Source organism: Flaviflagellibacter deserti (assembly GCF_042652085.1).
Lineage (GTDB): Bacteria > Pseudomonadota > Alphaproteobacteria > Rhizobiales > Methylopilaceae > Flaviflagellibacter > Flaviflagellibacter deserti.
Window position 1 is genome coordinate 1,507,003 of the sequence record NZ_JBHSJF010000006.1, and the last position, 26,612, is coordinate 1,533,614.

Below are 26,612 nucleotides of genomic sequence, written 5' to 3' on the forward strand. Positions count from 1 at the left end.
ATGCACTGGGGACGAGCCGTGGTCTTCGAAGGCTCTCAAACCTTCGGCGGCCACAGGCCGTGGAAGCGCCCGCCGCCTCCGACTTAACCGCCGTGCGGGGAACGCCTCAGGCATCCACGCAAACCAAACCAGTCAGAGGACGCCGAGGCGTTCCCCGCTCCCTCCGAGGGAGCATCTTTCCGACATCGTTGTTTTGGCAGGCGAGGAGAGGGTGCGCCCATGCCTCTCCCATTCATGGGAGAGGTCGAGTCGGCGAAGCCGAACCGGGTGAGGGCTGCGAGGCATCTCCGGATCGCCTGCATCACCGTCCCAATGCCCTCACCCGCTCGCTTCGCGAGTCGACCTCTCCCGCAGGCGGGAGAGGCAACCACCCCCACCTCTCGCAATCCGCCCATCGAGGTGCCATTTTGTTCACGTAGGCGAATCGCACACGGCATCGCCGCACCTGCCTGTTTCGAGGATAGTTTTTGGCCGAGACGAACCCCGTTCCGTTTTTCGACGACGACCTCCCTGCCCCCAAACCGGGCGGCATCGCCGCTCGCGCTCTGGCGGCATCGGGGCGTGGCGCGAAGGACTATCTCGCCGGCCTGAACCCCGAACAGTGCGAGGCGGTGCAGACGCTCGACGGGCCGCTGCTCGTGCTCGCCGGCGCAGGCACCGGCAAGACGCGGGTGCTGACGACCCGCATCGCCCATATCCTCGCGACCGGCCGCGCCCGCCCCTCCGAAATCCTCGCGGTGACCTTCACCAACAAGGCGTCGCGGGAGATGAAGCACCGCGTCGCCTCACTGGTCGGCGACGTCGCCGAGGGCATGCCGTGGCTCGGCACGTTTCATTCGATCGGCACGAAGATCCTGCGCCGCCACGCCGAGCTGGCCGATCTCAAGTCGAGCTTCACCATCCTCGACACCGACGACCAGATCCGCCTGATCAAGCAGATCCTCTCGGCCGAGAACATCGACGAGAAGCGCTGGCCGGCGCGCAGCCTCGCCTGGACGATCGACGGCTGGAAGAACCGCGGCCTGTCGCCGAAGGAAGTCCCGGCCGGCGAAGGCGCGTCGTTCGCCAACGGCAAGGGAAAGCAGCTCTACGAGGCCTATCAGGAACGGCTGAAGACGCTGAACGCGACCGACTTCGGCGATCTCCTGCTGGAGCCGATCCGCATCTTCCGGGAAAGCCCGGACGTGCTGGCGCAATATCACCGCCGCTTCAAGTTCATGCTGGTCGACGAGTACCAGGACACCAACGTCGCGCAATATCTCTGGCTCCGCCTCTTGGCGCAGGGGCCGCGCAATCTCTGCTGCGTCGGCGACGACGACCAGTCGATCTATGGCTGGCGCGGCGCCGAGGTCGACAACATCCTGCGCTTCGAGAAGGATTTTCCGGGCGCCAAGGTTATCCGGCTGGAGCGCAACTACCGCTCCGACGCCCATATCCTCGGCGCGGCCTCGCACCTTATCGCCCACAATCAGGGCCGCCTCGGCAAGACGCTCCGCCCGCAGGGCGAGGACGGCGAGATGGTCACCGTCGCCGGCTCCTGGGATTCCGGCGAGGAAGCCCGCGCGATCGGCGAGGAGATCGAGCAGTTCCAGCGCCAGGACGTCAGCCTCGACGAGGTCGCGATCCTCGTCCGCGCCTCGTTCCAGATGCGCGAGTTCGAAGATCGCTTCATGACGCTCGGCGTGCCCTATCGCGTCATCGGTGGCCCGCGCTTCTACGAGCGCCAGGAGATCCGCGATGCTTTGGCCTATCTCCGCTGCGTGAATTCGGCGTCGGACGACCTCGCCTTCGAGCGCATCGTCAACACGCCGAAGCGCGGCCTTGGCGACGCTACCGTGCAGACGCTGAACGGCATCGCCCGCTCGGCCCGCATTCCGCTGATGGAAGCCGCGCGCATGGCCGCCGACACCGAGGAGCTGAAGCCGAAGCCGCGCCAGACGCTCCGCGACCTCACGCAATGCTTCCAGCGCTGGTCGCACGCCGCCGAGACGATGAAACACACCGATCTCGCCGAAATGGTGCTCGACGAGTCCGGTTACACCGAGATGTGGCGGCAGGACCGTTCGCCGGACGCCGCCGGCCGGCTCGAAAACCTGAAGGAGCTGGTCCGCTCCATGGACGGGTTCGAGAACCTGCAGGGCTTCCTCGAACATGTCTCGCTGGTGATGGACACCGACACCGGCGACGCCGACGAGAAGGTCACTTTGATGACCCTCCACGCGGCCAAGGGCCTCGAATACGACGTCGTGTTCCTGCCCGGCTGGGAGGAAGGCCTGTTCCCGCATCAGCGCTCGCTCGACGAGAACGGCCGCGCCGGCCTCGAGGAAGAGCGCCGCCTCGCTTATGTCGGCATCACCCGCGCCAAGAAGCGGGCGAAGATCTATTTCGCCTCCAACCGCCGCATCCACGGAATGTGGCAGTCGTCGATCCCATCGCGCTTCCTCGACGAATTGCCCGACACCCATGTCGAGGTCGTCGAGGCGCCGGCGGCGTTTTCGAACCGCGGCTTCGGTGAAAGCCGGTTCGACCGCATCGAACCGTTCGGCTCGACCTACAACACGCCCGGCTGGCAGCGCGCCCAGCAGCGCCGCGAGACCTTCACCGCGAACTCGTTCGGCAATGGCTATAGCGGCCGTCGCGGCGGGCCGACGGTGATCGAGGGCGAACTCGTCGCGAAGTCGACCGCGAACGCCGCGAGCTACGAACTCGGCGAGCGCGTCTTCCACGACAAGTTCGGCTACGGCGACATCACCGAGGTCGAGGGCAACAAGCTGACCGTGCAGTTCGACAAGGCCGGCCAGAAACGCGTGATCGACAGTTTCGTGAAGCGCGTCTAACAAGCGCGCATGCCCACCGCAGTCGTCCGAATTTTCGCCGATCAACGCGCAGCCGAACGCCTCGCCCTTCTGGCCGAGGAGCGTCTGACGCTCGATGATCTCTCCATCGCCGTCTCCGAGACCGAGCCTGACCACCCGCTCTGGCGCGTCGACGTCTTCGCCGGTCCGAACACGGAGCCGGCGAACGTCGAGGCCGAGGTCCGCGCGGCGATGGGCGATGACCTCGAAGGGCTGAAAATCGTCTCGGAAGTCATCGAGGATGCCGACTGGGTAGCGCAGTCGCTTGCGGGTCTCGATCCCGTCGTCGCCGGCCAGTTCTTCGTGCATGGCGCGCACGACGCGGAACGTGTGCCCGGCAACTCGCACGGAATCCAGGTCGAGGCCGCGCTCGCCTTCGGTACCGGCCATCACGGCACGACGAAGGGCTGCCTGCTCGCATTCGATCAATTGCTGAAGGAAGGACGGCCGCGCCGCATCCTCGATCTCGGCACCGGCACCGGCGTGCTGGCCATCGCGGCGGCGAAGGCGACGGGGCATGGCATCGCCGCGAGCGATATCGACCCGACCTCAGTCGTAATCGCGCGCGAAAACGCGAAGCTGAACCGCGTCGCGGATCGCGTGCGTGTCGTCCATGCGAACGGGATGAACCATCCGATGATCGCGGCGAACGCGCCCTACGACCTGATTTTCGCGAATATTCTGGCGGGGCCGCTGGTGAAGCTGGCGCCGACCGTTACCAGGCACGTTATGCCGGGCAGCCACGTCATCCTATCGGGTCTTTTGACCCAGCAGGAGCGGCAGGTGCGGGCCGCCTACCGGATTCAGGGCCTCGTCGTGAAACGCAGGCTCGTCATCGACAACTGGGTAACATTGACGCTCGCGGCGTAATCACCGCGAGCATCCAAACTCTAGATGAGACGATCAAAAACCGCGATACATCGAGTGATAGATCGCGAGGTCGCGGCCGGAATCCGTGCCGCCTTCCGGAACGGTCGACAACTGGGTCAGCCAGCCCAGGAAACGCTCGACGATGGTCTCGCGGGCGGGGAAGTTGGCAGAGGTGTAAACTGCTGTCGGCATTGTTCTTGGCTCCTTGGCATGTGGTATCTGGTATACCAACGGTATGCACATTACGCCTTTTGAGATGCCACAGTGATGCAATTATCGCATGACTGATCTTGCTTGTTTATGAGGCCGGGGTAACGAATCCTTCACATGTGAAAAAGCCGACGGCCAAGAGGGGAAGCGATGTTTGAGAGTGTGTTCCAGAGCTTCGACGAACCGTCGCAGAAGGCCGCCAGCGCAGGCCGCATCGCGAAACTGCGCGCGGAGATGGAGCGGCTGACGCTCGACGGCTTCCTCGTGCCGCGCTCGGACGCGCATCAGAACGAATATGTGCCGAAGAGCGAAGAGCGGCTCGCTTGGCTGACCGGCTTCACTGGTTCGGCCGGCATGGCGCTGATCCTCAAGGACCGCGCGATCATTTTCATCGACGGCCGTTACACGGTCCAGGCACGCGAGCAGGTCGATGCCGGTCTCGTGACCCCGATCAATATCGGCGACGTCTCGACGACCGACTGGATCAAGGAGAACTTCCCACCCGGCGGGCGGCTCGGCTTCGATCCCTGGCTGCATACGATCGAAAATGTCGAGAGGCTGAAAAAGGCCTGCGATGCCATTAACGCGCATCTCGTCCCGGTCGAGACCAATTTGATCGACGCTATCTGGATCAACCGCCCTGCCCCGCCGCTGTCCGCCGTGGTCGACCATCCCGAACGTTTCGCTGGCGACAGCAGCGCGACGAAGCTCGACAAGGTGCGGGCCGAGATCAAGAAGGTAAAGGCGGACGCCGTCGTGCTCAGCGATGCGCACGACATTGCATGGCTGTTCAACATCCGCGGCGGCGACGTCTCACACACTCCCCTGCCCCTCGCCTGGGCGGTCGTCCGTGCCGAGGGCAAGCCGATCTTGCTGATCGACAACCGGAAGCTTTCGAACAGCATTCGCGACCGTCTGGCGGACCTCGCCGAGCTCCGTGACGAGGCCGAGCTTGAGGATGCGCTGAAGGACTTCGCCGATGCGCGGCCCCATGTCCTGCTCGATCCGGGCATGGCCCCGGAACAGGTCAAGGCGCTTTTTGAAAGCGCCGAGGCGACCGTCATCAAGGCTCCGGGACCGATCGCCAAGCTGAAGGCGGTCAAGAACTCCGTCGAGATCGGCGGCACGCGCTCGGCTCATGTGCGCGACGGCGCGGCGATGGCGCGCTTCCTCGCCTGGTTCGACCGCGAGGCGCCGACCGGAAAGGTCGACGAGATCGGCGCCGCCGAGGCGCTGGAGAGCTTCCGCCGCGAGACCGGTGCCCTGAAGGACATCTCCTTCACGACGATCTCGGCCGCCGGGCCGAACGCCGCCCTTCCGCATTACCGGGTGATGCGGGCGAGCAATCGCGTCGTCGAGCCGGGCCTTTTCCTGATCGACTCGGGCGGCCAGTACGAGGACGGCACCACCGATATCACCCGCACGATTTCGGTCGGCGAAACGACGGCCGAAATGCGCGATCGCTATACGCGCGTGCTGAAGGGCCATATCGCCATCGCCACCGTGCGTTTCCCCAAGGGTACAAGCGGGGCGCAGCTCGACCCGTTGGCGCGGCGCGCACTTTGGGACATCGGCACCGATTTCGACCACGGCACGGGCCATGGTGTCGGCAGTTATCTGTCGGTGCATGAGGGACCGCAGCGCATCTCGAAGCTTGGCCATGTGACGCTCGAACCGGGGATGATCCTCTCCAACGAACCCGGCTATTATCGCGAGGGAGCCTTCGGCATCCGGATCGAGAACCTCGTTCTCGTCCAGACGGCTGAGATTGCTGGTGCCGAGCGGCCGATGATGGATTTCGAGACGCTCACCCTCGCACCGATCGACACACGGCCGATCGAGCTTTCACTGCTGACGGCGGAGGAGCGCGCCTGGCTCGACGCCTATCATGCGCGGGTGCTGAAGGAGATCGGTCCGCTGGTCGATGCCGAGACGCAAGGCTGGCTCGAGAAGGCCTGCGCTCCGCTGAAATGAGAGCGCGGGAGCCGAGCTCCCGCGCCTCTGTTCTCAAACCTGGCGGGCGAAAAGCGCCGCGACCTGCTGCTGGTTCGGCAAACGGCCGTCCGGCGTCAGCTTGTCGACCATTCCGGGCAGGATCTTCGACAGCTGCTGCAGCAGTTCCTGCTCGCTCACGCCGGCCTGCCGGGCGAGATCTCCAATCGTCTGCTGGCCTATGGCCGAGCCGAGCTGGCCGGGTTCGATCGACTGATTGGGACCGGGGCGCACCCAGCTGTCCGCCGCCTCGCCCTGCCCTGCATTCTTGAGCTTGTCGAGAAGGCCGCCAAGGCCGCCGAGCAGCCCGCCGTCGGCTGGGGCGGCGCCAGCGTCGGGCATTGGCGCGCCCGCGCCCTCGGGAACTTGTGCATCCTTGTTCGCGAACATGCGGCTGACGAGCAGCGCGCCGAGCGCAATCAGAATGGGCTTCGAGATATTACCGCCAGGAACAGCGTCGTCGAACAGACCCATGGGAGCCTCCCAAATTATGGTCCGGCGCCCCCCGGACGTGACCTTCGCGCCAGCGGACCCTTTTGGCAAGCGAGACCGATGGCCATTTGGCGGCTGCGCTGGAAAGGAGCACACTGCGTCCCGCAGTTCCCCTAAGGAGGAAACGCCATGTCGGTGATTGGTTGGATCGTGCTCGGTCTCATTGCCGGGTTTATCGCCAGTAAGATCGTCAACGAAAGCGGTCAGGGCATGCTGATGGATATAGTGCTCGGCATCGTCGGCGCTATTGTCGGCGGCCTAGTGTTCAGCTTCTTCGGCGCGGCCGGCGTCACCGGCTTCAACATCTGGAGCCTGATCGTCGCCGTCATCGGCTCGATCATCGTGCTGTGGCTCTACCACACGATGACCGGGCGACGGGCGCTTTAGCTTCCCAGAAGCAACCTCAGAACGACCACCGCGACCACGCCCACCACGACGGTCGCGAGCAATGGCAGACGGAACGCGGCGAGCACGGTTATGCCCGCCGCGATGGTCTCGGCCGGCCCGGTCGCAACCGCGGTCGGCGCGATGACGGCGGTCAGAACGGCGGCCGGCAAGGCATCGAGCGCGGCACGAGCGCGGCCGCTTTTCGGGATGCGGTCGGCGATGAACAGGCCTGAGACGCGCGTCGCATAGGTCGCGGCGGCCATGGCGAGGATCGCGAGGAGGTTGGCGAGGGTGACGGTCATGCCGCCTTCTCGGCCGGTGCCATGATCGCGGCGACGGCGATGCCAGCCAGCGCACCGGCAAGCACGTACCACGGCCCTTCGACCGCCTTCTCGACGATCGCGGCAACGATTGCACTCGCGGCGATGACGAAGCCGGTGCGCCTGCCCTGCCAGAAGCCGACGACGAGGCCGATGAAGATGGCGGTGAACGCGAAGTCGAAGCCCATCGCCTTCGGATCGCCCATTGCCGCGCCGAGCACCGTGCCCAGCACCGTCCAGACCAGCCAGTTGACGTACAGGAAAACGCCCGTCGCGAAATAGAAGGCGGGCGTCAGCGGCTGGGACAAAGCGCGCCGCTCGGCGACCGCCCAGATCTCGTCGGCGAGGACGAACACCGCGAGCGTCTTCTGCCAGGGTGCGAATGAGCCGAACTTCGAGGAGATCGACGCGCTCATCAGGACATGGCGGAGATTGATGAGCAGCGCGGCGAAGCCGAGCGCGAGCCACGGTGCCGGGTGCGTCCAGAGATCGACGGCCACGAACTGGGACGAGCCGGCGAAAACGAGCCCGCCCATCAGCCCGACTTCAAGCGGCGAAAGTCCCTTTGATGCGGCCGCCGCGCCGAGCAGAAGCCCGAACGGCACGACCGCGATCGCCGCCGGCATGATGGCCATGATCCCCGCTCGCCATTCGGCCGCGGGAGCCGAAACGCCGTTACTCACCGACATTTGGAAGGAGCCTTCTAGCTTGGGGGAACTCTGTTTTCGTTGCCGCGTTCACTCCCCGGGCAGCGAAAGAGCCACGGAGAACCGGGTCATGTCGACTATTCTTATCATCATCCTCATTCTGATCCTTGTCGGCGCCCTGCCGAACTGGGGATACAGCCGCGGCTGGGGCTACGGACCCGGCGGTATCGTTGGCGTCCTTCTGATTATCGTGATCGTTCTGGCCCTCACCGGCCGACTTTGACACTCGAGAGATAGTTATCGAACTCGAGGCAACCAACGGAGCCGATCCGCTTTTCGCGGGTCGGCTCCGTTAGTTTTCAGCCCACCAGAGCAAGCCATTCGTCTTCGGTCAGGACCTGGATGCCGAGGGCAGTCGCCTGCGTCAGCTTCGAGCCTGCGCCGGGTCCAGCGACAACGACATCGGTCTTCTTCGACACCGAGCCCGAGACCTTCGCTCCCAGACGTTCCGCCTGCGCCTTGGCCTCGTCGCGGGTCATCTTTTCCAGTGTGCCGGTGAAGACCACCGTCTTGCCGGCGACGGGGGTGTCGCGGGCGACTTCTTCCATCGGCTCGGGCTTGAGCTCCGCAAGGAGAGAATCGAGCGCCGGATCGTTCTTCGGCTCCTGGAAGAAATCGACCACGGCCTCGGCTACGATCGAGCCGATGCCCGGCACGTCGACCATTTCCTGCCAGGCCTCGTTGCCCTTGTCGCCTTTGACGGAAGCGTCCGGCATCACCGCGGTACGGGCGGCGGCGCGCAGGTTCTCGATGGAGCCGTAATGGCGCATCAGCCTCTTGGCGTTGATTTCGCCGATATGACGGATGCCGAGCGCAAACAGCACGCGGTTGACCGAGCGCGTACGCGCATCGTCGATCGCGGCGAACAGATTGCGCGCCGACGTCTCGCCCCAGCCTTCACGGTTCTTCAGCCGCTGGAGCTGCCCTTCTTCCTTGCGCTGCAGGCGGAAGATGTCTGCCGGTTCCCGCATTTCGTTGAGCTCGAAGAAGGCCTGGATCTGCTTCTCGCCCAGCCCTTCGATGTCCATCGCATTGCGCGAGACGAAATGGCGAAGGCGCTCGACCTGCTGGGCGGCGCAGATCAGGCCGCCGGTGCAGCGGCGATCGGATTCGCCCTCTTCCCGGACGGCATGGCTGCCGCAGACGGGGCATGTCTCCGGGAATTCGAACGGCTTGGAATCCGCCGACCGCTTCTCGACGACCACACGCACGATCTGCGGAATGACGTCGCCCGCGCGCTGCACGACGACCGTGTCGCCGATACGGATATCGTTGCCGTCACGAACGGAATTGCCGGCGGAATCAACACCGTGGATGAAATCCTCGTTGTGCAGGGTCGCGTTCGAGACGACGACCCCGCCGACGGTGACGGGTTCCAGCTTGGCGACCGGGGTCAGCTTGCCGGTGCGGCCGACCTGGATGTCGATGCCGTTCAGCAGCGTCGTCGCCTGCTCGGCCGGGAATTTATGGGCTATGGCCCAGCGCGGCGCGCGTGAGACGTAGCCAAGCCGGCGCTGCAGATCGATACGGTCGACCTTGTAGACGACGCCGTCGATATCGTAGCCGAGAAGTGCCCGCTCCGTCTCCAGCGCGGTATGATAGGCGACCATCTCCTCGGGCGAATTGACCCGCTTCATCCGCGGATTGGTGACAAAGCCCCAGGCCCTCATCGCCTCGACCATGCCCATCTGGGTATCGGCCGGCAGAGAGGTGTTCTCGCCCCAGGCGTAGGCGAAGAAATGCAGGTGTCGTGAGCGCGTGATCTCGGCGTCCAGCTGACGCAACGAGCCGCCGGCGAGATTGCGCGGGTTCGGCGCGATCGGCTTGCCCGCCGCCTCCTGGCCCGCATTGAAGGCGCGGAACTCCTCGTGGCCCATATAGACCTCGCCACGGATCTCGATGAGGTCCGGGATGCCCTCGCCTTTCAGCACGTGCGGAATGTCGACGATGGTCCTGAGATTGGCCGTGACGTTCTCGCCGATCTCACCATCGCCGCGCGTCAGGCCGAGGACGAAACGGCCTTTCTCGTAGCGAAGATTGGCGGACAGGCCATCGATCTTCGGTTCGGCGGTAAAGGCGATCGAATCGTCCGGTTTGAGATTGAGAAAGCGACGGACGCGGCCGACGAAATCCTCGACGTCCTCAGCATCGAAGGCGTTGTCGAGCGACAGCATGGGCACACCATGCTTCGACTTAGCGAACTTCTCGGATGGCGCACCGGAGACCTTCTGCGTCGGGCTGTCCGGGGTGATGAGCTCCGGATATTCGGCCTCGATCGCGATCAGGCGCTTGCGGAGTGCGTCATATTCGGCGTCGGAGACCGTGGGGGCGTCGTTCTCGTAATAGCGCTTGTCGTGAGCGCGGATTTCCTCGGCGAGGCGCTTGTGCTCGGCCTGTGCGTCTTGGGGATCGGTGGGGAGAGAAGTGGGTGAATCGGACATGCAGAAAATCTTACACCACCTCATCCTGAGCCGGACCGTAGGTCCGTGTCGAAGGATCGCGGCAAGCTCGGAGTTCGCGCCCATCCTTCGACACGCGAGCTAAACTCGCGGCTCAGGATGAGGCAGATCTAAGCCGCGCCTTTCATCAATCGGTCAGCGGCGGCACGGGCCTCGTCGGTGATCCGCGCGCCTGCGAGCATGCGCGCGATCTCCTCGCGGCGGTGGCCATCCTCAAGCGGAGTGACCCGCGTCGAGACGCGGTCCTCGCCCTTCACGTCGTCCTTGGCGATCAAGAGATGGCTCGCCGCACGCGCCGCGACCTGCGGAGCGTGGGTCACGGCGAAAACCTGTACTCGCTGGCCGAGCCGCGCGAGCCGGGTTCCGATGGCTTCGGCGACCGCGCCGCCGACGCCGGTGTCAATCTCGTCGAAGACGAGCGTCGGCGCGGAACCCCGATCGGCAAGAGCGACCTTCAATGCCAGCAGGAAACGCGCGAGTTCACCGCCCGAAGCGACCTTCAGCATCGGCCCGGCACGCGTGCCTGGATTGGTCTGGACCCAGAATTCGACGCGGTCGATGCCTTCCGGACCGGGAGCCGCCGCGTCGGTCGTGATGTTCGCGGTGAAGCGGGCGCGCTCGAGCTTGAGGTCGGGCAGTTCGGCCATCACTGCCTTGGCAAGCGCGTCGGCCGTCCTGGCGCGCTTTTGCGCCAGCTCTTCGGCAGCCTTGCGATAGTTGGCCTCGGCACTCTCAGCCTCCGCACCAAGACGCTTCAGATCGCCCTCGCCGTTCTCCAGCGCGGCGAGCTCCGCCGCAAACCGCGCGGCGACCGCGGGAAGCTCTTCGACACCGGTGCCGAATTTACGTGCCGCAGAGCGGAGCGCGAACAGACGCTCCTCGGCGCGCTCCAAATCCTTCGGATCGAAAGCGGCGGTCTCGATGGCGCTTTCGAGATGCGCCCGAGCCTCGTCGAGCGAGACAAGCGCGGCGTCTATGGCCTTCACGGCCGGCTCGACGAATGACGGCAGGGCCCCTGCCCGGCGCTCCAGACGGCGGATAGCGGCGGCGAGCTGCGGAATCGGAGAATTCGTGCCGGCGACCGCCTGATAGACCTCGTCGAGATCGCCCGCGATCTTCTCCGACTGCATCATCGTCGTGCGCAGTTCGGCAAGCTTATCCTCCTCGCCTGTCTCCGGCGCGAGCTTGGACAGCTCGGCATGGGAATGACGAAGATAGTCCGCCTCCGCCTGTGCCTTCTCGACCAATTGGCGCTGCGCCTCGCGCGCGGATTCGGCCTTGCGCCAAGCGGACCAAAAGCCACGAAGCCTGCCGACTTCGTCCTCCAGGCCTCCGAACGCATCGAGCAATGCACGATGTTGGGCGGAATCGACCAGAGCACGATCGTCGTGCTGGCCGTGGATCTCGACGAGCGTAGTGCCGATCGCCTTCAACACCTGCACGCCCACGGGCTGGTCGTTGACGAAGGCGCGGGTGCGGCCGTCAGAAAGCTGGACGCGACGGAGAATGAGATCGCCGTCGTCGGGAAGGTCGTTGGCCTGGAGCACGGCGCGCGCGGGATGTCCCGGGCCGACATCGAACATCGCGGTGACCTGCCCCTGCGGGGCACCGGTACGCACCAGTCCTGAATCGCCACGTCCGCCGAGCGCGAGCGTGAGCGAATCAAGAAGGATGGACTTGCCGGCGCCGGTCTCACCGGTAAGCACGGTCAGACCGCTGCCGGCTGCGATGTCCAGCCGCTCGATGAGAACGATGTCACGAATCGAGAGCTGGACGAGCATTGCGCCCCAGTATGTCCCAACCGGTCTGAAAGATCAGCCGACGATGCCTTTGAACGCCTTGGAAATCCAGGAGCCCTTGTCCTCGCGCGGCTCGACACCCTTCGACTGAACGAGCTTGTAGGTGTCCTTGTACCAATCGCTTTGCGGGAAGTTGTGGCCCAGGACGGCCGCCGCAGTCTGCGCTTCGCCGACGATGCCGAGGCTCATATAGGCCTCCGCGAGACGTGCCAGCGCTTCCTCGACGTGGCGGGTCGTCTGATACTGCACGACGACGGTCTTGAAGCGGTTGACCGCGCCGATCCAGTTGCGCTGCTGGAGATAGAAGCGGCCGATCTCCATCTCCTTGCCGGCGAGCTGGTCACGGGCAATCTGGACGCGCTTCTGCGCGCCATCGGCGTATTCGCTATCCGGGTATTTGCGGACGACTTCGTCGAGCGCCTGCAACGCCTGCTGCGTGCGCTGCTGGTCGCGCGTCACGTCCGGGATCTGGTTGTAGTAGGACATGCCGAGCAGGAACTGCGCATAGGCGGCATCCTTGCTGCCCGGATGAAGCGTCAGATAGCGCTTCGCGGCGATGGAAGATTCGTCGTAATTTCCCGCGCGATAATTCGCGTAGACCTCCATCATGTGAGCCTTGCGGGCCCACTCGGTATACGGATGCTGCTGGTCGAGCGTCTTGAACCGCTCCAGCGCGGCCTTCGTATCGCCGTTGTTCAGATTGTAGAGGCCTTCGTTGTAGAGCTTGTCCGCCGGCTCGTCATTGACGGTGATCTCCTCATCGTCTTTCGCCATGGTTGAGCAAGCCGTCAGGCTCGTCACGCACACCAGGGCGACGGCGACGATACAGATGCCGCGCGAGCCCGCGGCGAACACAGAGGAGATGCTCGACATCATAAAGGCCTCGAAACACATAAGGTCGAAGGCTGAGAACTGCCCCGCCGCCTTCTAGCGCAAACACGACTGAACTGCCACCGTGGCGAAGTCGTGTCCGCGCCGAGGAACCTCAGTTCTTGTCCGGGGAAAATGCGGGCTTGAGCGCCGGAATGAGATCGCCAAGACCCGCGCGAGCCGGAACCGTATCCTCCACCACAGTCCATGCCGACGAATCGGCGAACAGTGCGCGGAGCATCGCGACGTTCAGCTTGTGACCGCCACAATAGGACCGGTAGCAGCCCTGCAATGCGATGCCGGATAGCGCGAGGTCGCCGACCGCATCGAGCGCCTTGTGGCGGACGAATTCGTCGGCGCCACGAAGACCATCGGCGTTCAGAACTTCGCCGTCACCGATGACGACGGTGTTATCGAGTGAGGAACCCTTGGCGAGACCGATCGCCGAAAGCTTCTCGAAATCCTTCATGAAACCGAAGGTCCGGGCGTAAGCGAGTTCGCGACGGAAAACCTTCGGCGTGAGGTCGAGCTCGATCGACTGACGGCCGATCAGCGCGTCGTCGAAATCGATCTCAACTTCGAGACGGAAGCCCTTGCGATACGGCGACAGCTCGGCCCAGGCGCGGCCGTGCTCGACACGGACCGGCTTCAAAATCCTGATGTAGCTGCGCGGCGTCGCAAGCGAGGTGACGCCGATGGCGTCGATCGCCTCGACGAATGCCTGCGAGCTTCCGTCCATGATCGGCATTTCAGGGCCGTCGATCGAGACAACTGCGTTGTCGACACCGAGGCCGCGCAGTGCAGCCATCAGATGCTCGATCGTCGAGACCGAGGCTTCGTCGCGATTGCCGATGACGGTGCAGAGATCGGTCTGGGTAACCAGATCGACATGAGCGCGGAGAGCGCGAGCTTGGCCGCCCGGAAGATTGGTGCGGCGGAACTGGATGCCCGTGCCAGCCGGTGCCGGGAAAAGAGTGATGCGCGCAGGAGCGCCGCTGTGGACACCGATGCCGGCGATCGAAATCGATCCGCCAAGAGTCGTCTGCTGGTTAGCCATGCCCCCGCTTACCCCTTACACTGCGGCGCCGTGACCCGAACTTGGCGCTGCGATCCCCGAAAGCCGCGCCGCAAAAACGACTCGTGCTTTCCTTGAGAAAGATAGGAGTCGGTCAGAATCCGAACAAATCACGCTTGGTTTCGGACTGTTACACCTCATTAACAATGTGAGGCCTCTCCCTCACGAGCGAACCCGTCAAAGGCGAAGGCGGCGCCTCACGACGCCGCCCTGCTGTGTTTCCGAAGCCACAGTTTTGTTGCCGGTCCGCGTTCGTCAGTTGGACTGACGGCGCAGGAACGCCGGAATCTCGAGATCGTCCTCAAGGCCGCGCGACTGCGGACGGCCGTGTGGGTCGAGAGCGCCCTTGGCGGGGCGATAGCTCTGCTGCGGCTGCTGCTGGAGACGCCGGGCATATTCCTGAGCGGAGTTCGACGGAGCTTCCATCGTCGGCTCGTGGTGCGAACCATGATCTTCCTCCTCGCGGCGGCCGAGGCCGACGGCGGCGAGACGCTGCAGGAGCGAGGCACGCTTCGCAGCCGGAGCGTGATCCTCCGCCGGCTCGATTCGCTGCTGGGCGGCGATCTGGTTCTGCGCTGGGATCGGCAGCTCGTCGACGCGCGGCATGCGCGGCTGGCGAACCATGCGCTCGGGCGCCGGCGGGATGAACGGCGACGGCAGTTCCTCGTGGATGTCGACCGGAGCTTCCTGGACGACCGGCTCCTGAAACACCGGCGGCGGCGCCAAGGGGCGGATCGTCATCTCGTCGGCAAGCTGCTCGACCGGAGCCGGCTCGTGGATCTCGAAGTGATCCTCATACACCGGTTCCTCTTCCGCGACCGGACGGATGATTGACGGACGGGCCTGCTCTTCCATCGCGAGGGCGGCCTGCGTGGCCGGACGCGGAGCGGGCTTCAGCCGCTGGGCGATCTCGGCAAGGCGGGCTTCGCTGTAGACCGGAGCGGCCTGACCCGCGACCATATCGATACCGGTGGCGACAACCGAGACGCGGATCGTGCCTTCGAGCTTCTCGTCGAAGGTCGCGCCGAGGATGATATTGGCTTCCGGATCGACTTCCTCGCGAATGCGGGTCGCGGCTTCGTCGACTTCATAGAGAGTGAGGTCGTTGCCGCCGGTGATCGAGATCAGCAGACCGCGAGCGCCCTTCATCGAGACGTCGTCGAGCAGCGGATTGGCGATCGCGGCCTCGGCGGCGGCGATGGCGCGCTTCTCGCCCTGCGCCTCACCGGTGCCCATCATAGCCTTGCCCATCTCGCGCATGATCGCGCGGACGTCGGCGAAATCGAGATTGATCAGGCCTTCCTTGACCATCAGGTCGGTGATGCAGGCGACACCCGAATAGAGCACCTGATCGGCCATTGCGAAGGCGTCGGCGAAGGTCGTGCGCTCGTTGGCGACCCGGAACAGGTTCTGGTTCGGAATGACGAGCAGCGTGTCGACGACCGCCTGGAGGCTCTCTATCCCGGCGTCGGCGATGCGCATGCGCCGGTGGCCTTCGAAGTGGAACGGCTTCGTGACGACACCGACGGTCAGGATACCCATTTCGCGTGCTGCGCGGGCGACGACGGGGGCGGCTCCCGTGCCCGTGCCACCGCCCATGCCGGCGGTGATGAAGGCCATGTGCGAACCCTGGAGGTGATCCCGGATTTCGTCGAGGACTTCCTCGGCGGCGGCGCAGCCGACCTCGGGCTGGGAACCGGCACCCAGTCCTTCGGTGACCTGCAGGCCCATCTGCACGATGCGTTCGGCGCGGGAAAGCGTCAGCGCCTGCGCGTCGGTGTTGGCGACGACGAATTCCACGCCCTGGAGACCGGCTTCGATCATGTTATTGACCGCATTGCCGCCGGCGCCTCCGACGCCGAAGACCGTAATACGGGGCCGAAGCTCCCGGATATCGGGCATTCTCAGATTGATAGACATCGATCGCCTCTCAGTTTTCGCACGCGCGCGCGCCGGGTTCCTAGTTGTGTGAGCAGTGGATGGCTTGCGGCCGCCCACTAGAAGCTCTCTTTCAGCCACTGCCCCACGCGGGAGAAGTAGCCGTTCGTTCCAGTGGAGCGCATGGTTCTGCGCACCGGGTCAAAATGTTCTTCAGCCGCACGCTGCGGGTAAACGAGCAGGCCTACCGCCGCCGCGAAACTTGGCCCCTTGGCGGCTTCCGGAAGGCCCTTGATGCCGAGCGGCCGTCCGACCCGAACCTGGCGGCCCAGAATCTTCGCGGCGAGTTCGCCCAAACCGGTCAGTTGGCAGGCGCCGCCCGTCAGGACGACACGTTTGCCGGCCTCGTTGGCATGGCCCGACGCCCGAAGGCGGTCGCGGACCAGTTCCAGCGTCTCCTCGACGCGCGGTTTGACGATGCGGATAAGCTGCGATTTCGGCACGTGGTGCGCGATCTCGCCATCCGGTTCGCCGACCGGCGTGATGTCGATCATCTCATTCTCGCTCGACATGCCCGGGAAGACATTAGCGTGAAGCGTCTTGAGTCGCTCGGCATGGTCGATCGTTGTCGACAGGCCGCGGGCGATATCCAGCGTGACATGGTGACCGCCGAGCGCGATCGCGTCGGCGTGGACGAACTGGCCGCGCGAGAACGACGCCACCGTCGTGGTGCCGCCGCCCATATCGACGAGCGTGACGCCGATCTCGGCTTCGTCGTCGGCGAGGACGGAGAGACCCGATGCGTACGGCGCTGCGACAAGGGTCTGGACGCTGAGATGGCAGCGCTCGATGCAAAGCATCAGATTGCGCACCGGCGCGGCGTCCGCCGTGACGACATGCATATCGAGGCCGAGCTCCATGCCGACCATGCCGCGCGGGTCGCGGATACCACGGGCACCTTCGAGCGCGTAGCCGACAGGGATCGAGTGCAGGACGCTGCGGCCCGGCTTCACGACATGGCTGGAACCCGCGCCGAGGACGCGCTGGATGTCTGACTCCGAAACCGGACGGCCGTGCACGGGAACGGTCGCGTGATAATGCTCACTCGACAGGCGGCCGGCGGAAACGGTGACGATCAGGCTCTCGATCCGGGCGTCGGCCATGCGCTCGGCGGCGTCGACCGCGAGGCGGATCGACTGCTCGGCGGCCTCCATGTCGACGACCGCGCCGGCCTTGATGCCGCGCGACCGCTGATGGCCGATGCCGAGCACCTCGATGCGATGGGTACGGCCCGGCAGGAACGGACCGGTCTCGATCGGACGCAGGCGACCGATCAGGCAGCCGATCTTGGTCGTGCCGACATCGAGAATCGAAATGTCGATCGCGCGTTTGGGCGGAAGCGGCTTGAGGCGTGGCGTCACGCCATGGGGCATCTTCTTCATGTGCCCGCCCTCTTCGATTTTTCCTTCTTCGCCTCGGCATCGGCTGCCGCTGCGGCGTCGGAAAGGCGGACGGTGACGTGATCGGGTAGACGGAAATCGACTTCGGTGATGTCGCGCTCGCTGAGCTTCGACGTGCGATCGAGCTCCACGAAATTGGCGAGCGCCTGCTCGAAGCCCTCGACCGGCAGCTTGACATCCATGCCATTGGTGAGGCGCAGGTTCCAGCGGCGACCGCCGACGAAGACGGCCGCATAGACCTTGGAACGCAGCTCCGGATAGGGCTCAAGCGCGGCCAGGATCGCCTTCACCTGGCTCTCCGCGCCTCGGCCGACGACGAGCGGCAGATCGGCGAAACGCCCCTGCTCGACTCCGTCGATGACCGTGCCGTCGCTGGCGATGACCGCCAGCTTCTCGCCGCGCTGCCACAGCGCATAGGGCTGACGCTCGGTCACTGAGACCGACAGCGTGTGCGGATAGAGCTTGCGAACCGACGCCGTCATGACCAGCGGGTTCTGCAGGAGACGTTCGCGAGCCGCGTCGGCATCGACGAACAGCAGAGACTGGCTGACCTGCGCACCGATCGCAGTCAGGATCTCGTCGTCAGTCAGGATCTTCCGGCCATCGACATCGATTCGTTCGATGGTGAAACCGGAACCGCGCGCGAAGGCATCCGGCATCACCACGGCCGCCTCGGCCATGCCCTGCCAGTGATTGCCGAGCGTCGCCCCATAGGAGCCGGTCGCGGCGAGGAAGAGGAATGCGGCGAGCCAGCCCATGCCGGGCCGCGTCAGGCGATCGAGCCAGGTCCTCTCGGGACGGCGGGCGGGGCGCTGCGGAAGTGCCGGGCGAACCTGATTCGGAGCTTTACCGAGGCGCGGCTCGGTGCGGTAGACGACCGTGCGGCGTTCGGCTGTGAGCGGACGGCCGACATCGCCGACAGCCTTTAGGGGGCCATCTAACGATCTAAGCTTGCGTCCTCCACCATCCATGCCACGAGCTCTTCAAACGCATACCCGGCGTGCGCCGCCAATTCCGGCACAAGACTGGTCTGCGTCATTCCGGGCTGCGTGTTGACTTCGAGACAGACGAGTTCGCCGGTTCCACCCGGCCGGTCGTCGTATCGGAAGTCCGCACGGCTCACCCCACGGCAACCCAGTGCTTGATGGGCCTTAAGCGTGGAGTGTTGAACAAATTGGTAAACAGAGTCTGAAAGTTCGGCCGGCAAAATGTGCTTTGACCCCCCTTTCGCGTACTTCGCGTGGTAGTCGTACCACCCCTCCGCAGCGACGATATCGATCACCGCCGTGGGCTTGTCATCAATGACCGCGCAGGTCAGTTCACGACCGTCTATGAACCTCTCAGCTAAGAGAAATTCGCCGTGCGGCCAGTCGCTTCGGGTGAGTTCCTGAGGCGGATGTTCATGCCCTGCGGGGACGATGAAGACGCCGACGCTCGAGCCTTCGGCCACCGGCTTCAGGACGTAAGGAGGCGTTAACACATGTGATGCCGCCGCCTCGCGAATATTAACCATTCTGCCGTCCGCGACGGGTACTCCGGCGGCGGCCATGGCGATTTTCGCGCGGTGCTTGTTCATCGCCAGCGACGACGCTAGGACGCCGGAATGGGTGTACGGAATCGCGAGTATTTCGAGCAGCCCCTGGATCGTGCCATCCTCGCCGAAACGGCCGTGTAGCGCGTTGAAGGCGACGTCGGGCCGCAGGTCCATGAGAGTCTTCGCGATGTTGCGGTCGACATCGACGCAGGTGACGCGGTAGCCGGCGCGCTCCAGCGCATCGGCGCAGGGTGCGCCTGAATTCAGGGACACTTCGCGTTCCGCGGACCAGCCGCCCATCAGGACGGCGACATGTTTCGGCATTTCAGCACCTTCCCCTTGCCTCTCCCGTTTACGGGAGAGGTCGACTCGCCGACAGGCGAGCGGGTGAGGGCATGATTGCAGCAACGAGCATCGTGCTTGCCCTCACCCCGGTGCGTTGACACGCACTCGACCCTCTCCCGCTCCGCAGGAGAGGGCTCACACCGCCCCCGTAAACACATCCCCATCCAGGAACTCGCGCACTTCCCTCCCCGGCGGGAAGTGACCCATGCGGCGGATTTCCCAGCGCAGTTCGATCCCCGACTTCGCACGCACCTTGTTGCGCACGGTCTCGCCAAGCGTCTCCAGATCGTGGGCGCTGGCTGCGTCCGTGTTCAGCATGAAATTGCAGTGCAGTTCGGACATCTGCGCGTCACCGACCTTGAAGCCGCGCAGACCGGCGTCGTCGATCAGCCTCCAGCTCGAATGACCGTCCGGATTCTTGAAGGTCGAGCCGCCGGTCTTGGAACGGATCGGCTGTGTCGCCTCGCGCCGCTCGGTGATTTCCTTCATCGCGGCCTTGATGGCCTCCGGCTCGCCGGGCACGCCCTGGTAGACCGCCGAGGTGAACACCGCGCCGCGTGGGCCGTTCGACTTCCGATAGAGATAGCCCATGTCGCCGTTCGTCAGATTGACGATCTCACCCTGGCGGGTGACCGCCCGAAGCTCGACCACGCGATCGCGCGTCTCGGTGCCGTAGCAGCCGGCATTCATGTAGAGCGCGCCGCCGATGCCGCCTGGAATGCCGCTGTAGAAGGTCAAGCCGTCGATGCCGGCATTCGCAGCAGCGGTTGCAACGCGGGCATCCGGAAGCGCCGTACCGACGCGGAGACGATGGCGGTCCAGCACCTCGACATTGCCGAAGCCGCGCGCCGACAGGCGGATGACGACGCCGTCGAGACCACCGTCGCGGATGAGGAGATTGGAGCCCAGTCCGATCGTCGTGACGCGAATGTCTTCCGGCAGGTTCTTCAGGAAGAACGCGAGGTCTTCCTCGTCCGCCGGTTGGAAGAACAGCTGCGCGGGACCGCCGACGCGAAACCAGGTGATCTCGGACAGGAGCTGGTTCGGAACAAGATTGCCCCGGACCTTCTGGGTCCAGTCGCCGAGCTTCAGTTCGGGAAAGCTCACGCCTTCCCTCCTTGTGCCTCGAGCTCTCCCGGCAGTGCGTAGGCCCATTGTGTGATCGAGCCGGCACCAAGGCAGACGACGTAATCGCCCGCGCGGGCAAATCCCGCAATGTGATTGGCGAGCTGTTCCGGCGCCTGGAGCGGGATGACGCTGCGATGCCCCCTCGCCCGCAATCCCGCGACGAGATGGTCGCGGTCCGCGCCCTCGATCGGCTGCTCGCCGGCGGCATAGACGTCGGCGACGATCACCGTGTCGGCGTCATTGAAACAGGTCGAGAAGCCGTCGAACAGCGCATGCAGGCGTGTGTAGCGATGCGGCTGGACAACGGCGATGACACGGCCGTCGGTCGAGGCGCGGGCCGCTCGAAGGACCGCGGCGATCTCGACCGGGTGATGGCCGTAATCGTCGAAAATCGAGACCCCCCTCCACTCGCCGGTCTTGGTGAACCGACGCTTCACGCCGCCGAAGCGCGACAGACCCTCGCGAATCTTGTCCGGCGGAATACCGAGATTGTGCGCAACGGCGATCGCGGCCGTGGCGTTGAGCGCGTTGTGATGACCCGGCATAGGCAGTTCGAGACCGTCGATCACAATGTCCTTGCCGCCGTCCGCGCTTCGGATGATCACGCGGAAACGGCAGCGGCCGCCCTTGAGATCGATGTCGACGAGGCGGACATCGGCCTGCGGGTTCTCGCCATAGGTGACGATGCGGCGGTCCTCTATCTGGCCGACGAGATCCTGCACGACCGGATGATCGAGGCACATCACGGCAAAGCCGTAGAACGGCACGTTCTCGACAAAGGAGTGAAACGCGGCCTTGATCGCGTCGTAGGTCTTGAAGTGGTCGAGGTGCTCCGCGTCGATATTGGTGACGATCGCGATGTCGGCGGGAAGCTTCAGGAACGTGCCGTCCGACTCGTCTGCCTCGACGACCATCCAGTCGGACGCGCCCATGCGCGCATTGGTGCCGTAGGCATTGATGATGCCGCCATTGATGACGGTCGGATCGAAATTACCGGCATCGAGCAATGTCGCGACCAGCGAAGTCGTCGTGGTCTTGCCGTGGGTGCCGGCGATGGCGACGCAGGTCTTGAGCCGCATCAGCTCGGCCAGCATCTCAGCCCGGCGGACGACCGGCAGGCGTTTGGAGCGCGCCGCGATGAGTTCCGGATTATCCCGTTTGATGGCGGACGAGACGACGAGAACCGCTGCATCGCCCAGATTCTCGGCGCGATGGCCGACCGTGACGGCGATGCCCTTCTCGCGCAGCCGCTTGACGTTGGCGTTCTCGGCAACGTCGGAGCCCTGAACCGTATAACCCTGATTGGCCAGCACTTCGGCGATGCCGGACATGCCGATGCCGCCGATGCCGACGAAATGGATTGGGCCAGTATGGCGGGGCAGCTTCATTCAGGAGGTCCCGTCGAAATCAGGAATGGACGCGGGCGACCTCGAGAACGAGATCGGCGAGCCGCGCCGCCGCATCCGGCTTTCCATACGACCGGGCCGCGGCAGCTTGTGTCGCGAGTGTTTGCGGCTTTGCCATGAGGTCCGTCAACAGGCGAGCGAGGGCCTGAGGCGTGAACTCCGATTGCGGCACGACCGTGGTACCTCCGACCGAAGCCAGCGAACGGGCGTTTTCGAGCTGATCGTTGTCGAGTGAATGCGGCAGCGGAACCAGGATCGATGGGCGGCCGACAACAGCGAGCTCGGCGACCGTCGAGGCGCCGGAACGGGCGATCACGAGATGCGAGTCGGCCATGCGCGCCGGCAGGTCGCGAAAGAACGGTGCGACCTCGGCCTGGATCTTGGCGCTGGCATAGATGCCGGACACCGCCTCGATATCCTCGGCGCGGGCCTGCTGTACGATGACGAGATGCGGATGGAATTCAGGTTCCAGCCATTTCATAGCGGCCGGCACGATCTCCGACATCACCCGCGCGCCCTGGCTGCCGCCGAAGACGAGAAGGCGAAGGAAGCCGTCGGGACGCGGCGGGTAATAGGTCGAGTCGGCTGCCTTCAATACCGCCTCGCGGACGGGATTGCCGACATGAGCGCCCTTGGCGAGGACTTGGTCCGATGCCTTGGCGAGGGTCGGAAAGCCGGTCGCGATGCGCGTCGCACGCTTGGCAAGGAGACGGTTGGCGCGGCCAAGCACGGCGTTCTGTTCGTGGACGACCGTGGGCATTTTCAGCAATTGCGCGGCGGCGAGCGGCGGCAGGCTCGGATAGCCGCCGAAGCCGACGACGACAGACGGCCTGATGGCGCGCAGAAGTCGCGCGGACTCGCCGAAACCGAGGCCGAGCTTGCTGGCCGATTTGAAGATGTCGATCGGATTGCGACTGCCGAACGTCGCGGAGGAGACAGCGTGGATCGCCCGCGCCGGGAACGTGATCGCATAATCGCGGGCACGCGGATCGGTTACGAGTTCGACCGGAATACCGCGCTTGCCGAGTTCAGTCGCCAGCGCTTCGGCCGGAAACAGATGACCTCCCGTGCCGCCCGCAGCGAGCAGCACAGGCCTTACCACTGCCATTACGAGAACTGCCCGGCTGGTACCGCGCCCGGGAAACCTTCGACGAGCCGGGCGCGTGGCCGGCGGCGAGTCAGTGCGAGCAACATTCCCATACCCAAAGCAAGCGAGATCAGCGAGGAGCCGCCATACGAGATGAACGGCAAAGTCATGCCCTTTGCAGGCATGAGTTGCACATTCACTGCCATATTGATGGCAGATTGCAGGCCAAACAACATTGTGAGGCCAGCAATCGCGAGCCGCACGAATGGCTCGTCCTCGTTCAGGGCGTGCCATAACCCGCGCAGCACCACGAACGCAAACAGCGAAAGCAGGATCAAACAGAAGATTATGCCGAATTCCTCGCCGGTTACGGCGAATATGAAGTCGGTATGGGCGTCCGGCAGGATGCGCTTCACGGTCCCTTCGCCCGGTCCTTTTCCGAACCAGCCGCCGGAAACGAAGCTCTCGAAGGCGCGCTCGGTCTGGAAGTTCTCGCCGGTCTCCGGATTGAGGAACTTGCCGAAGCGCGCGCGGACATGCGGCAGCGCCTCATAGGCGAGGAAGACACCGCCGACGCCGAGCCCACCGAGGCCGATCATCCAGATCCAGCGCAGGCCGGCGAGGAAGAACAGGCAGCCCCAGACGACGCCAATCAGCATGGTCTGCCCGAAGTCCGGCTGCAGGATCAGGACGCCGATGGTGGCGCCGAACAACGTCATCGCCAGCAGATGGCCCGGCACGTCGTCGCGTCTGGTTCCTTCCGCGAACAGCCAGGCCGCGAGCACGATGAAGCTCGGCTTGACGAATTCGGACGGCTGCACCCCGAGCGGTCCGATCTGAATCCAGCGATGCGCGCCCTTGATCTCCGGACCGAAGAACAGCGCAAAAATCATCAGCGGAAAGAAGATCAGATAGGCGCCGAGCGCGAGCCGCCTCACCTTGCGCGGGTCGAGGAAGGAGATGCCCAGCGTCAGCAGCACCGTCGGGATGAGGAACATCACCTGGCGGTTGACGAAGTGGAACAGGTCGAGGTTGAGCCGGTCGGCGACCGCCGGGCTCGCCGCGAGCGACAGCACGATCCCGCCGACCATCAGGGCGGCGAGCGAAAACAGCAGCGGCTTGTCGATCGTCCACCACCATTCGCTGAATGGGGTTCGTTCTGCGCGAGAAATCATAAAGGTGATTCTGCGCGATTAGCGTTAATCAGCTCTTGCACGAGACGGCGGAAATGATCTCCGCGGACTTCGAAATTCGGATACTGATCAAAGCTCGCGCAGGCGGGAGACAGCAGCACGACAGGCTCTCGCCCTCCGGACTTCCCGGCCTCCTCGGCCGACCGCTCGACGGCGCGGTCCATCGTCCCGACGATCTCGTGCGGAACCGAGCCCAGCTGGCCCGCGAAAGCCTCCGCCGCCTCGCCGATGAGGAACGCCTTCGTTACGCGCGGGAAAAACTGCGCGAGACTGAGAATTCCGCCGGTCTTCGGCTTGCCGCCAAGAATCCAGTACACATCCGACGGGAAGCTCGCCAGCGCCTGATAAGTGCTGTCGGCGTTCGTCGCCTTGGAATCGTTGACGAACAGGACACGGCCGAGATTGCCGACCTGCTCCATACGATGGGCGAGGCCCGGGAAAGTCTGTAGCCCCCTCGCGATGGTTTCCGGAGATAGGCCCAGCGCAAGGCAGGCGGCGGTCGCGGCAGCGGCGTTCTGGGCGTTGTGGGCGCCTCGCAGCGAACCGATGTCCTTCAGGCTCGCGACCTGACGCGTTGCTCCGTTCTGGGCATAGATCAGCGATTGGCCTTCGGCGTAGACGCCGTCCGCGACCGGCAGGTGCTGAGAGATGCGCATCACCGCCCCGCCCTTCCGTTCGAGGCGATCGGCAATCGCGGAGCTCATCGCATCGTCGATCCCGATGACCGCGGTGCCGGCGCCGGCCACCAGCCGCTCCTTGATCGCCGCGTAGTTCTCCATCGTACCGTGACGCTCCAGATGATCTTCCGACAGGTTCAGCATAACGCCAACCGTCGGATCGAGCGTCGGCGCGAGGTCGATCTGATAGGACGAGCACTCGATGACGTGGACGCGACCACTGGACGGCGGCGCGAGATCGAGGATCGGCGTACCGATATTGCCGCCGATCTGGGCGTCGAGGCCCGCCGAGCGCAGGATATGGCCGATCAGCGCCGTCGTGGTCGATTTCCCATTGGTGCCGGTGATTGCGATGAACGGCGCTTCCGGGTCGATTGCCCGTCGTTCGCGGCAGAAGAGTTCGATGTCGCCGATGATCTCGACACCGGCGGCCTTCGCCTTGTCGACCGTCCAGTGCGGAACGGGATGGGTCAGCGGCACGCCCGGCGACAGGATGAGGGCGTCGAGGCGGCCGAAATCAATCTCGCGCAGGTTTTCGGTCGGGATGCCCGCCGCCTTCGCCTTTTCCAGACCGGCCGCACCGTCGTCCCATGCGATAACCTCGGCCCCGCCAGCGATCAGCGCCCTGGCCGTGGACAGCCCTGAACCGCCGAGGCCGAACAGCGCGACGGTCCTGCCTCTGAAACATGTAACAGGAGTCATTCTGCGATCTTCTCAGCCACGAGCGGCCGGGCTCCCTCGCCCCGCTTGCGGGGAGAGGTATGAACGACAGCGGTCATCGCAGCTTCAGCGTCGACAATCCGACAAGCGCCAGCACAACGGCGATGATCCAGAACCGGATCACGACCTGCGGTTCGGTCCAGCCAAGCTGTTCGAAGTGATGGTGAATAGGCGCCATCTTGAAGACGCGCTTGCCGGTGAGCTTGAACGAAACGACCTGGATGATGACCGAGGCCGCCTCGAGCACGAACAGGCCGCCGATGATCGCGAGCACGATTTCGTGCTTGGTCGCGACCGCGATCGAACCGAGCAGGCCACCCAGCGCCAGAGAACCGGTATCGCCCATGAAGATCTGCGCCGGCGGCGCGTTGAACCAGAGGAAGCCGAGACCCGCGCCAAGGATCGCGCCGCACATCACCGCGAGCTCGCCGGTGCCGGGCGTGAAATTGATCTGCAGATAGTCGGCGAAGACCGCATTGCCGGCGAGATAGGCGATCAGCGCGAAGCTCATCGTCGCGACCATCACCGGAACGATAGCGAGGCCGTCGAGGCCGTCGGTCAGATTCACCGCATTGCCCGCGCCGACGATGACGAAGGCGCCGAAGATCGGGAAGAACCAGCCGAGATTGATCAGCACTTCCTTCAAGAATGGCAGCGCAAGGCCATGCTGCAGGTGCACCGGACTGACCGCGCTCATGATGATGACGGCGAAGGTCGCCAGCACGAACTCGATGGCGAGACGCGAACGGCCCGAAAAGCCGTTGTGGCTCTGCTTCGTCACCTTCAGCACGTCGTCGTAGAAGCCCACGAGACCGAAGCCCAAAGTCACCGCAAGCACGACCCAGACATAGACGTTGCGGAGATTGCCCCAGAGAAGCGTCGCGACGACGAGGCCGAGCAGGATCATCAGCCCGCCCATCGTGGGCGTGCCCTTCTTTGAGAGCAGATGGGTTTGGGGACCGTCCTCGCGGATCGGTTGGCCCTTGCCCTGCATCGAACGCAGCCAGTCGATGATCGACGGGCCGAACATGAAGACGAACAGAAGCGCGGTGATGACCGCCCCGCCAGTCCGGAAGGTGATGTAGCGGAAGACGTTGAGGAACGGCAGGCTACCGGAGAATTCGGCGAGGAAAGCGAGCATATGATCG

General features: G+C 64.6%; 23 protein-coding genes. 5 read left to right on the plus strand and 18 right to left on the minus strand.

The window, feature by feature from the left end:
- The first annotated feature begins 467 nt into the window (after nucleotides 1-467).
- Nucleotides 468-2,837, plus strand: coding sequence for an ATP-dependent helicase (locus ACFPFW_RS14465; RefSeq protein ID WP_114958199.1), 2,370 nt, complete (start codon nucleotides 468-470; stop codon nucleotides 2,835-2,837).
- Nucleotides 2,838-2,846: 9 nt separating this feature from the next.
- The gene (locus ACFPFW_RS14470; RefSeq protein WP_114958200.1) at nucleotides 2,847-3,725 is read left to right on the plus strand and encodes a 50S ribosomal protein L11 methyltransferase; all 879 of its coding nucleotides are present in this window, start codon (nucleotides 2,847-2,849) and stop codon (nucleotides 3,723-3,725) included.
- A gap of 33 nt (nucleotides 3,726-3,758) precedes the next feature.
- Here the strand turns inward: ACFPFW_RS14470 and ACFPFW_RS14475 are convergent, their stop codons facing one another.
- Nucleotides 3,759-3,917 carry a hypothetical protein gene (locus tag ACFPFW_RS14475; RefSeq protein WP_162799766.1) on the minus strand — a complete coding sequence of 53 codons (159 nt, stop codon included), beginning with the start codon at nucleotides 3,915-3,917 and terminating at the stop codon, nucleotides 3,759-3,761.
- 168 nt (nucleotides 3,918-4,085) lie between these two features.
- Between ACFPFW_RS14475 and ACFPFW_RS14480 the strand changes: the two genes are divergently transcribed.
- Entirely contained in the window at nucleotides 4,086-5,909 is a 1,824-nt protein-coding gene (locus tag ACFPFW_RS14480) for an aminopeptidase P family protein (protein ID WP_114958201.1), read from the plus strand.
- A 33-nt stretch (nucleotides 5,910-5,942) separates the two neighbouring features.
- Here ACFPFW_RS14480 and ACFPFW_RS14485 read toward each other — a convergent pair whose 3' ends face one another.
- Nucleotides 5,943-6,401 carry a YidB family protein gene (locus tag ACFPFW_RS14485; protein WP_114958202.1) on the minus strand — a complete coding sequence of 153 codons (459 nt, stop codon included), beginning with the start codon at nucleotides 6,399-6,401 and terminating at the stop codon, nucleotides 5,943-5,945.
- A 147-nt stretch (nucleotides 6,402-6,548) separates the two neighbouring features.
- Between ACFPFW_RS14485 and ACFPFW_RS14490 the strand changes: the two genes are divergently transcribed.
- Nucleotides 6,549-6,806 (plus strand): GlsB/YeaQ/YmgE family stress response membrane protein, encoded by a 258-nt coding sequence (locus ACFPFW_RS14490; protein ID WP_114958203.1) that lies wholly within the window; start codon nucleotides 6,549-6,551, stop codon nucleotides 6,804-6,806.
- On the opposite strand, the gene ACFPFW_RS14495 is transcribed toward ACFPFW_RS14490, so the two are convergent.
- On the minus strand, nucleotides 6,803-7,108 hold the full coding sequence (locus ACFPFW_RS14495; RefSeq protein WP_114958204.1) for an AzlD family protein: 306 nt from the start codon (nucleotides 7,106-7,108) through the stop codon (nucleotides 6,803-6,805). The two genes, ACFPFW_RS14490 and ACFPFW_RS14495, sit on opposite strands and share 4 nt — an antisense overlap.
- The gene (locus ACFPFW_RS14500; protein ID WP_379771263.1) at nucleotides 7,105-7,761 is read right to left on the minus strand and encodes an AzlC family ABC transporter permease; all 657 of its coding nucleotides are present in this window, start codon (nucleotides 7,759-7,761) and stop codon (nucleotides 7,105-7,107) included. The genes ACFPFW_RS14495 and ACFPFW_RS14500 overlap by 4 nt, the downstream gene beginning before the upstream one ends.
- A gap of 142 nt (nucleotides 7,762-7,903) precedes the next feature.
- Between ACFPFW_RS14500 and ACFPFW_RS14505 the strand changes: the two genes are divergently transcribed.
- Nucleotides 7,904-8,056, plus strand: a complete 153-nt coding sequence (locus tag ACFPFW_RS14505) for a DUF3309 domain-containing protein (RefSeq protein WP_012114320.1) — start codon at nucleotides 7,904-7,906, stop codon at nucleotides 8,054-8,056.
- A 76-nt stretch (nucleotides 8,057-8,132) separates the two neighbouring features.
- On the opposite strand, the gene ligA is transcribed toward ACFPFW_RS14505, so the two are convergent.
- The 14 genes from ligA to mraY form a co-directional block, all read right to left on the minus strand.
- Nucleotides 8,133-10,274, minus strand: coding sequence for an NAD-dependent DNA ligase LigA (gene ligA, locus ACFPFW_RS14510; RefSeq protein ID WP_114958206.1), 2,142 nt, complete (start codon nucleotides 10,272-10,274; stop codon nucleotides 8,133-8,135).
- A gap of 128 nt (nucleotides 10,275-10,402) precedes the next feature.
- A complete protein-coding gene (gene recN / locus ACFPFW_RS14515; RefSeq protein WP_114958207.1) occupies nucleotides 10,403-12,073 on the minus strand; it encodes a DNA repair protein RecN in 1,671 nt (556 codons plus the stop codon).
- A gap of 33 nt (nucleotides 12,074-12,106) precedes the next feature.
- The gene (locus ACFPFW_RS14520) at nucleotides 12,107-12,967 is read right to left on the minus strand and encodes an outer membrane protein assembly factor BamD (RefSeq protein ID WP_379771266.1); all 861 of its coding nucleotides are present in this window, start codon (nucleotides 12,965-12,967) and stop codon (nucleotides 12,107-12,109) included.
- 109 nt (nucleotides 12,968-13,076) lie between these two features.
- Entirely contained in the window at nucleotides 13,077-14,018 is a 942-nt protein-coding gene (lpxC, locus tag ACFPFW_RS14525) for a UDP-3-O-acyl-N-acetylglucosamine deacetylase (RefSeq protein WP_114958209.1), read from the minus strand.
- A 273-nt stretch (nucleotides 14,019-14,291) separates the two neighbouring features.
- Nucleotides 14,292-15,956, minus strand: a complete 1,665-nt coding sequence (gene ftsZ / locus ACFPFW_RS14530; protein WP_114958210.1) for a cell division protein FtsZ — start codon at nucleotides 15,954-15,956, stop codon at nucleotides 14,292-14,294.
- Nucleotides 15,957-16,033: 77 nt separating this feature from the next.
- A complete protein-coding gene (gene ftsA / locus ACFPFW_RS14535; RefSeq protein WP_114958211.1) occupies nucleotides 16,034-17,356 on the minus strand; it encodes a cell division protein FtsA in 1,323 nt (440 codons plus the stop codon).
- Nucleotides 17,353-18,345: a cell division protein FtsQ/DivIB gene (locus tag ACFPFW_RS14540; RefSeq protein WP_114958212.1), complete on the minus strand. Its 993-nt coding sequence runs from the start codon at nucleotides 18,343-18,345 to the stop codon at nucleotides 17,353-17,355. Before ACFPFW_RS14540 ends, ftsA begins: the two co-directional genes overlap by 4 nt.
- Nucleotides 18,312-19,232: a D-alanine--D-alanine ligase gene (locus ACFPFW_RS14545; protein WP_114958213.1), complete on the minus strand. Its 921-nt coding sequence runs from the start codon at nucleotides 19,230-19,232 to the stop codon at nucleotides 18,312-18,314. Before ACFPFW_RS14545 ends, ACFPFW_RS14540 begins: the two co-directional genes overlap by 34 nt.
- 156 nt (nucleotides 19,233-19,388) lie before the next feature.
- Nucleotides 19,389-20,360: a UDP-N-acetylmuramate dehydrogenase gene (murB, locus tag ACFPFW_RS14550; RefSeq protein ID WP_114958214.1), complete on the minus strand. Its 972-nt coding sequence runs from the start codon at nucleotides 20,358-20,360 to the stop codon at nucleotides 19,389-19,391.
- Entirely contained in the window at nucleotides 20,357-21,769 is a 1,413-nt protein-coding gene (gene murC / locus ACFPFW_RS14555) for a UDP-N-acetylmuramate--L-alanine ligase (protein ID WP_114958215.1), read from the minus strand. The genes murB and murC overlap by 4 nt, the downstream gene beginning before the upstream one ends.
- 19 nt (nucleotides 21,770-21,788) lie before the next feature.
- Complete coding sequence (murG, locus tag ACFPFW_RS14560; protein WP_379771273.1) at nucleotides 21,789-22,895, minus strand: undecaprenyldiphospho-muramoylpentapeptide beta-N-acetylglucosaminyltransferase; 1,107 nt, start codon at nucleotides 22,893-22,895, stop codon at nucleotides 21,789-21,791.
- Entirely contained in the window at nucleotides 22,895-24,049 is a 1,155-nt protein-coding gene (gene ftsW / locus ACFPFW_RS14565) for a putative lipid II flippase FtsW (protein ID WP_114958216.1), read from the minus strand. Before ftsW ends, murG begins: the two co-directional genes overlap by 1 nt.
- Complete coding sequence (gene murD / locus ACFPFW_RS14570) at nucleotides 24,046-25,446, minus strand: UDP-N-acetylmuramoyl-L-alanine--D-glutamate ligase (protein WP_114958217.1); 1,401 nt, start codon at nucleotides 25,444-25,446, stop codon at nucleotides 24,046-24,048. The genes ftsW and murD overlap by 4 nt, the downstream gene beginning before the upstream one ends.
- A gap of 73 nt (nucleotides 25,447-25,519) precedes the next feature.
- A complete protein-coding gene (mraY, locus tag ACFPFW_RS14575; protein ID WP_114958218.1) occupies nucleotides 25,520-26,605 on the minus strand; it encodes a phospho-N-acetylmuramoyl-pentapeptide-transferase in 1,086 nt (361 codons plus the stop codon).
- Between the last annotated feature and the right edge of the window lie 7 nt (nucleotides 26,606-26,612).

Coding starts and splice junctions, on each gene's coding strand:
- ACFPFW_RS14540 (WP_114958212.1), bottom strand. CDS start 18,345: ATGGATGGTGGAGGACGCAAGCTTAGATCGTTAGATGGCCCCCTAAAG.
- lpxC (WP_114958209.1), bottom strand. CDS start 14,018: ATGGCTAACCAGCAGACGACTCTTGGCGGATCGATTTCGATCGCCGGC.
- murG (WP_379771273.1), bottom strand. CDS start 22,895: ATGGCAGTGGTAAGGCCTGTGCTGCTCGCTGCGGGCGGCACGGGAGGT.
- ACFPFW_RS14480 (WP_114958201.1), top strand. CDS start 4,086: ATGTTTGAGAGTGTGTTCCAGAGCTTCGACGAACCGTCGCAGAAGGCC.
- ACFPFW_RS14520 (WP_379771266.1), bottom strand. CDS start 12,967: ATGATGTCGAGCATCTCCTCTGTGTTCGCCGCGGGCTCGCGCGGCATC.
- ACFPFW_RS14475 (WP_162799766.1), bottom strand. CDS start 3,917: ATGCCGACAGCAGTTTACACCTCTGCCAACTTCCCCGCCCGCGAGACC.
- ftsZ (WP_114958210.1), bottom strand. CDS start 15,956: ATGTCTATCAATCTGAGAATGCCCGATATCCGGGAGCTTCGGCCCCGT.
- mraY (WP_114958218.1), bottom strand. CDS start 26,605: ATGCTCGCTTTCCTCGCCGAATTCTCCGGTAGCCTGCCGTTCCTCAAC.
- ACFPFW_RS14470 (WP_114958200.1), top strand. CDS start 2,847: ATGCCCACCGCAGTCGTCCGAATTTTCGCCGATCAACGCGCAGCCGAA.
- ACFPFW_RS14495 (WP_114958204.1), bottom strand. CDS start 7,108: ATGACCGTCACCCTCGCCAACCTCCTCGCGATCCTCGCCATGGCCGCC.
- ligA (WP_114958206.1), bottom strand. CDS start 10,274: ATGTCCGATTCACCCACTTCTCTCCCCACCGATCCCCAAGACGCACAG.
- ACFPFW_RS14500 (WP_379771263.1), bottom strand. CDS start 7,761: ATGGCCATCATGCCGGCGGCGATCGCGGTCGTGCCGTTCGGGCTTCTG.
- murC (WP_114958215.1), bottom strand. CDS start 21,769: ATGAAGCTGCCCCGCCATACTGGCCCAATCCATTTCGTCGGCATCGGC.
- ACFPFW_RS14505 (WP_012114320.1), top strand. CDS start 7,904: ATGTCGACTATTCTTATCATCATCCTCATTCTGATCCTTGTCGGCGCC.
- recN (WP_114958207.1), bottom strand. CDS start 12,073: ATGCTCGTCCAGCTCTCGATTCGTGACATCGTTCTCATCGAGCGGCTG.
- ACFPFW_RS14490 (WP_114958203.1), top strand. CDS start 6,549: ATGTCGGTGATTGGTTGGATCGTGCTCGGTCTCATTGCCGGGTTTATC.
- ftsW (WP_114958216.1), bottom strand. CDS start 24,049: ATGATTTCTCGCGCAGAACGAACCCCATTCAGCGAATGGTGGTGGACG.
- ACFPFW_RS14485 (WP_114958202.1), bottom strand. CDS start 6,401: ATGGGTCTGTTCGACGACGCTGTTCCTGGCGGTAATATCTCGAAGCCC.
- ACFPFW_RS14545 (WP_114958213.1), bottom strand. CDS start 19,232: ATGCCGAAACATGTCGCCGTCCTGATGGGCGGCTGGTCCGCGGAACGC.
- ftsA (WP_114958211.1), bottom strand. CDS start 17,356: ATGAAGAAGATGCCCCATGGCGTGACGCCACGCCTCAAGCCGCTTCCG.
- murD (WP_114958217.1), bottom strand. CDS start 25,446: ATGACTCCTGTTACATGTTTCAGAGGCAGGACCGTCGCGCTGTTCGGC.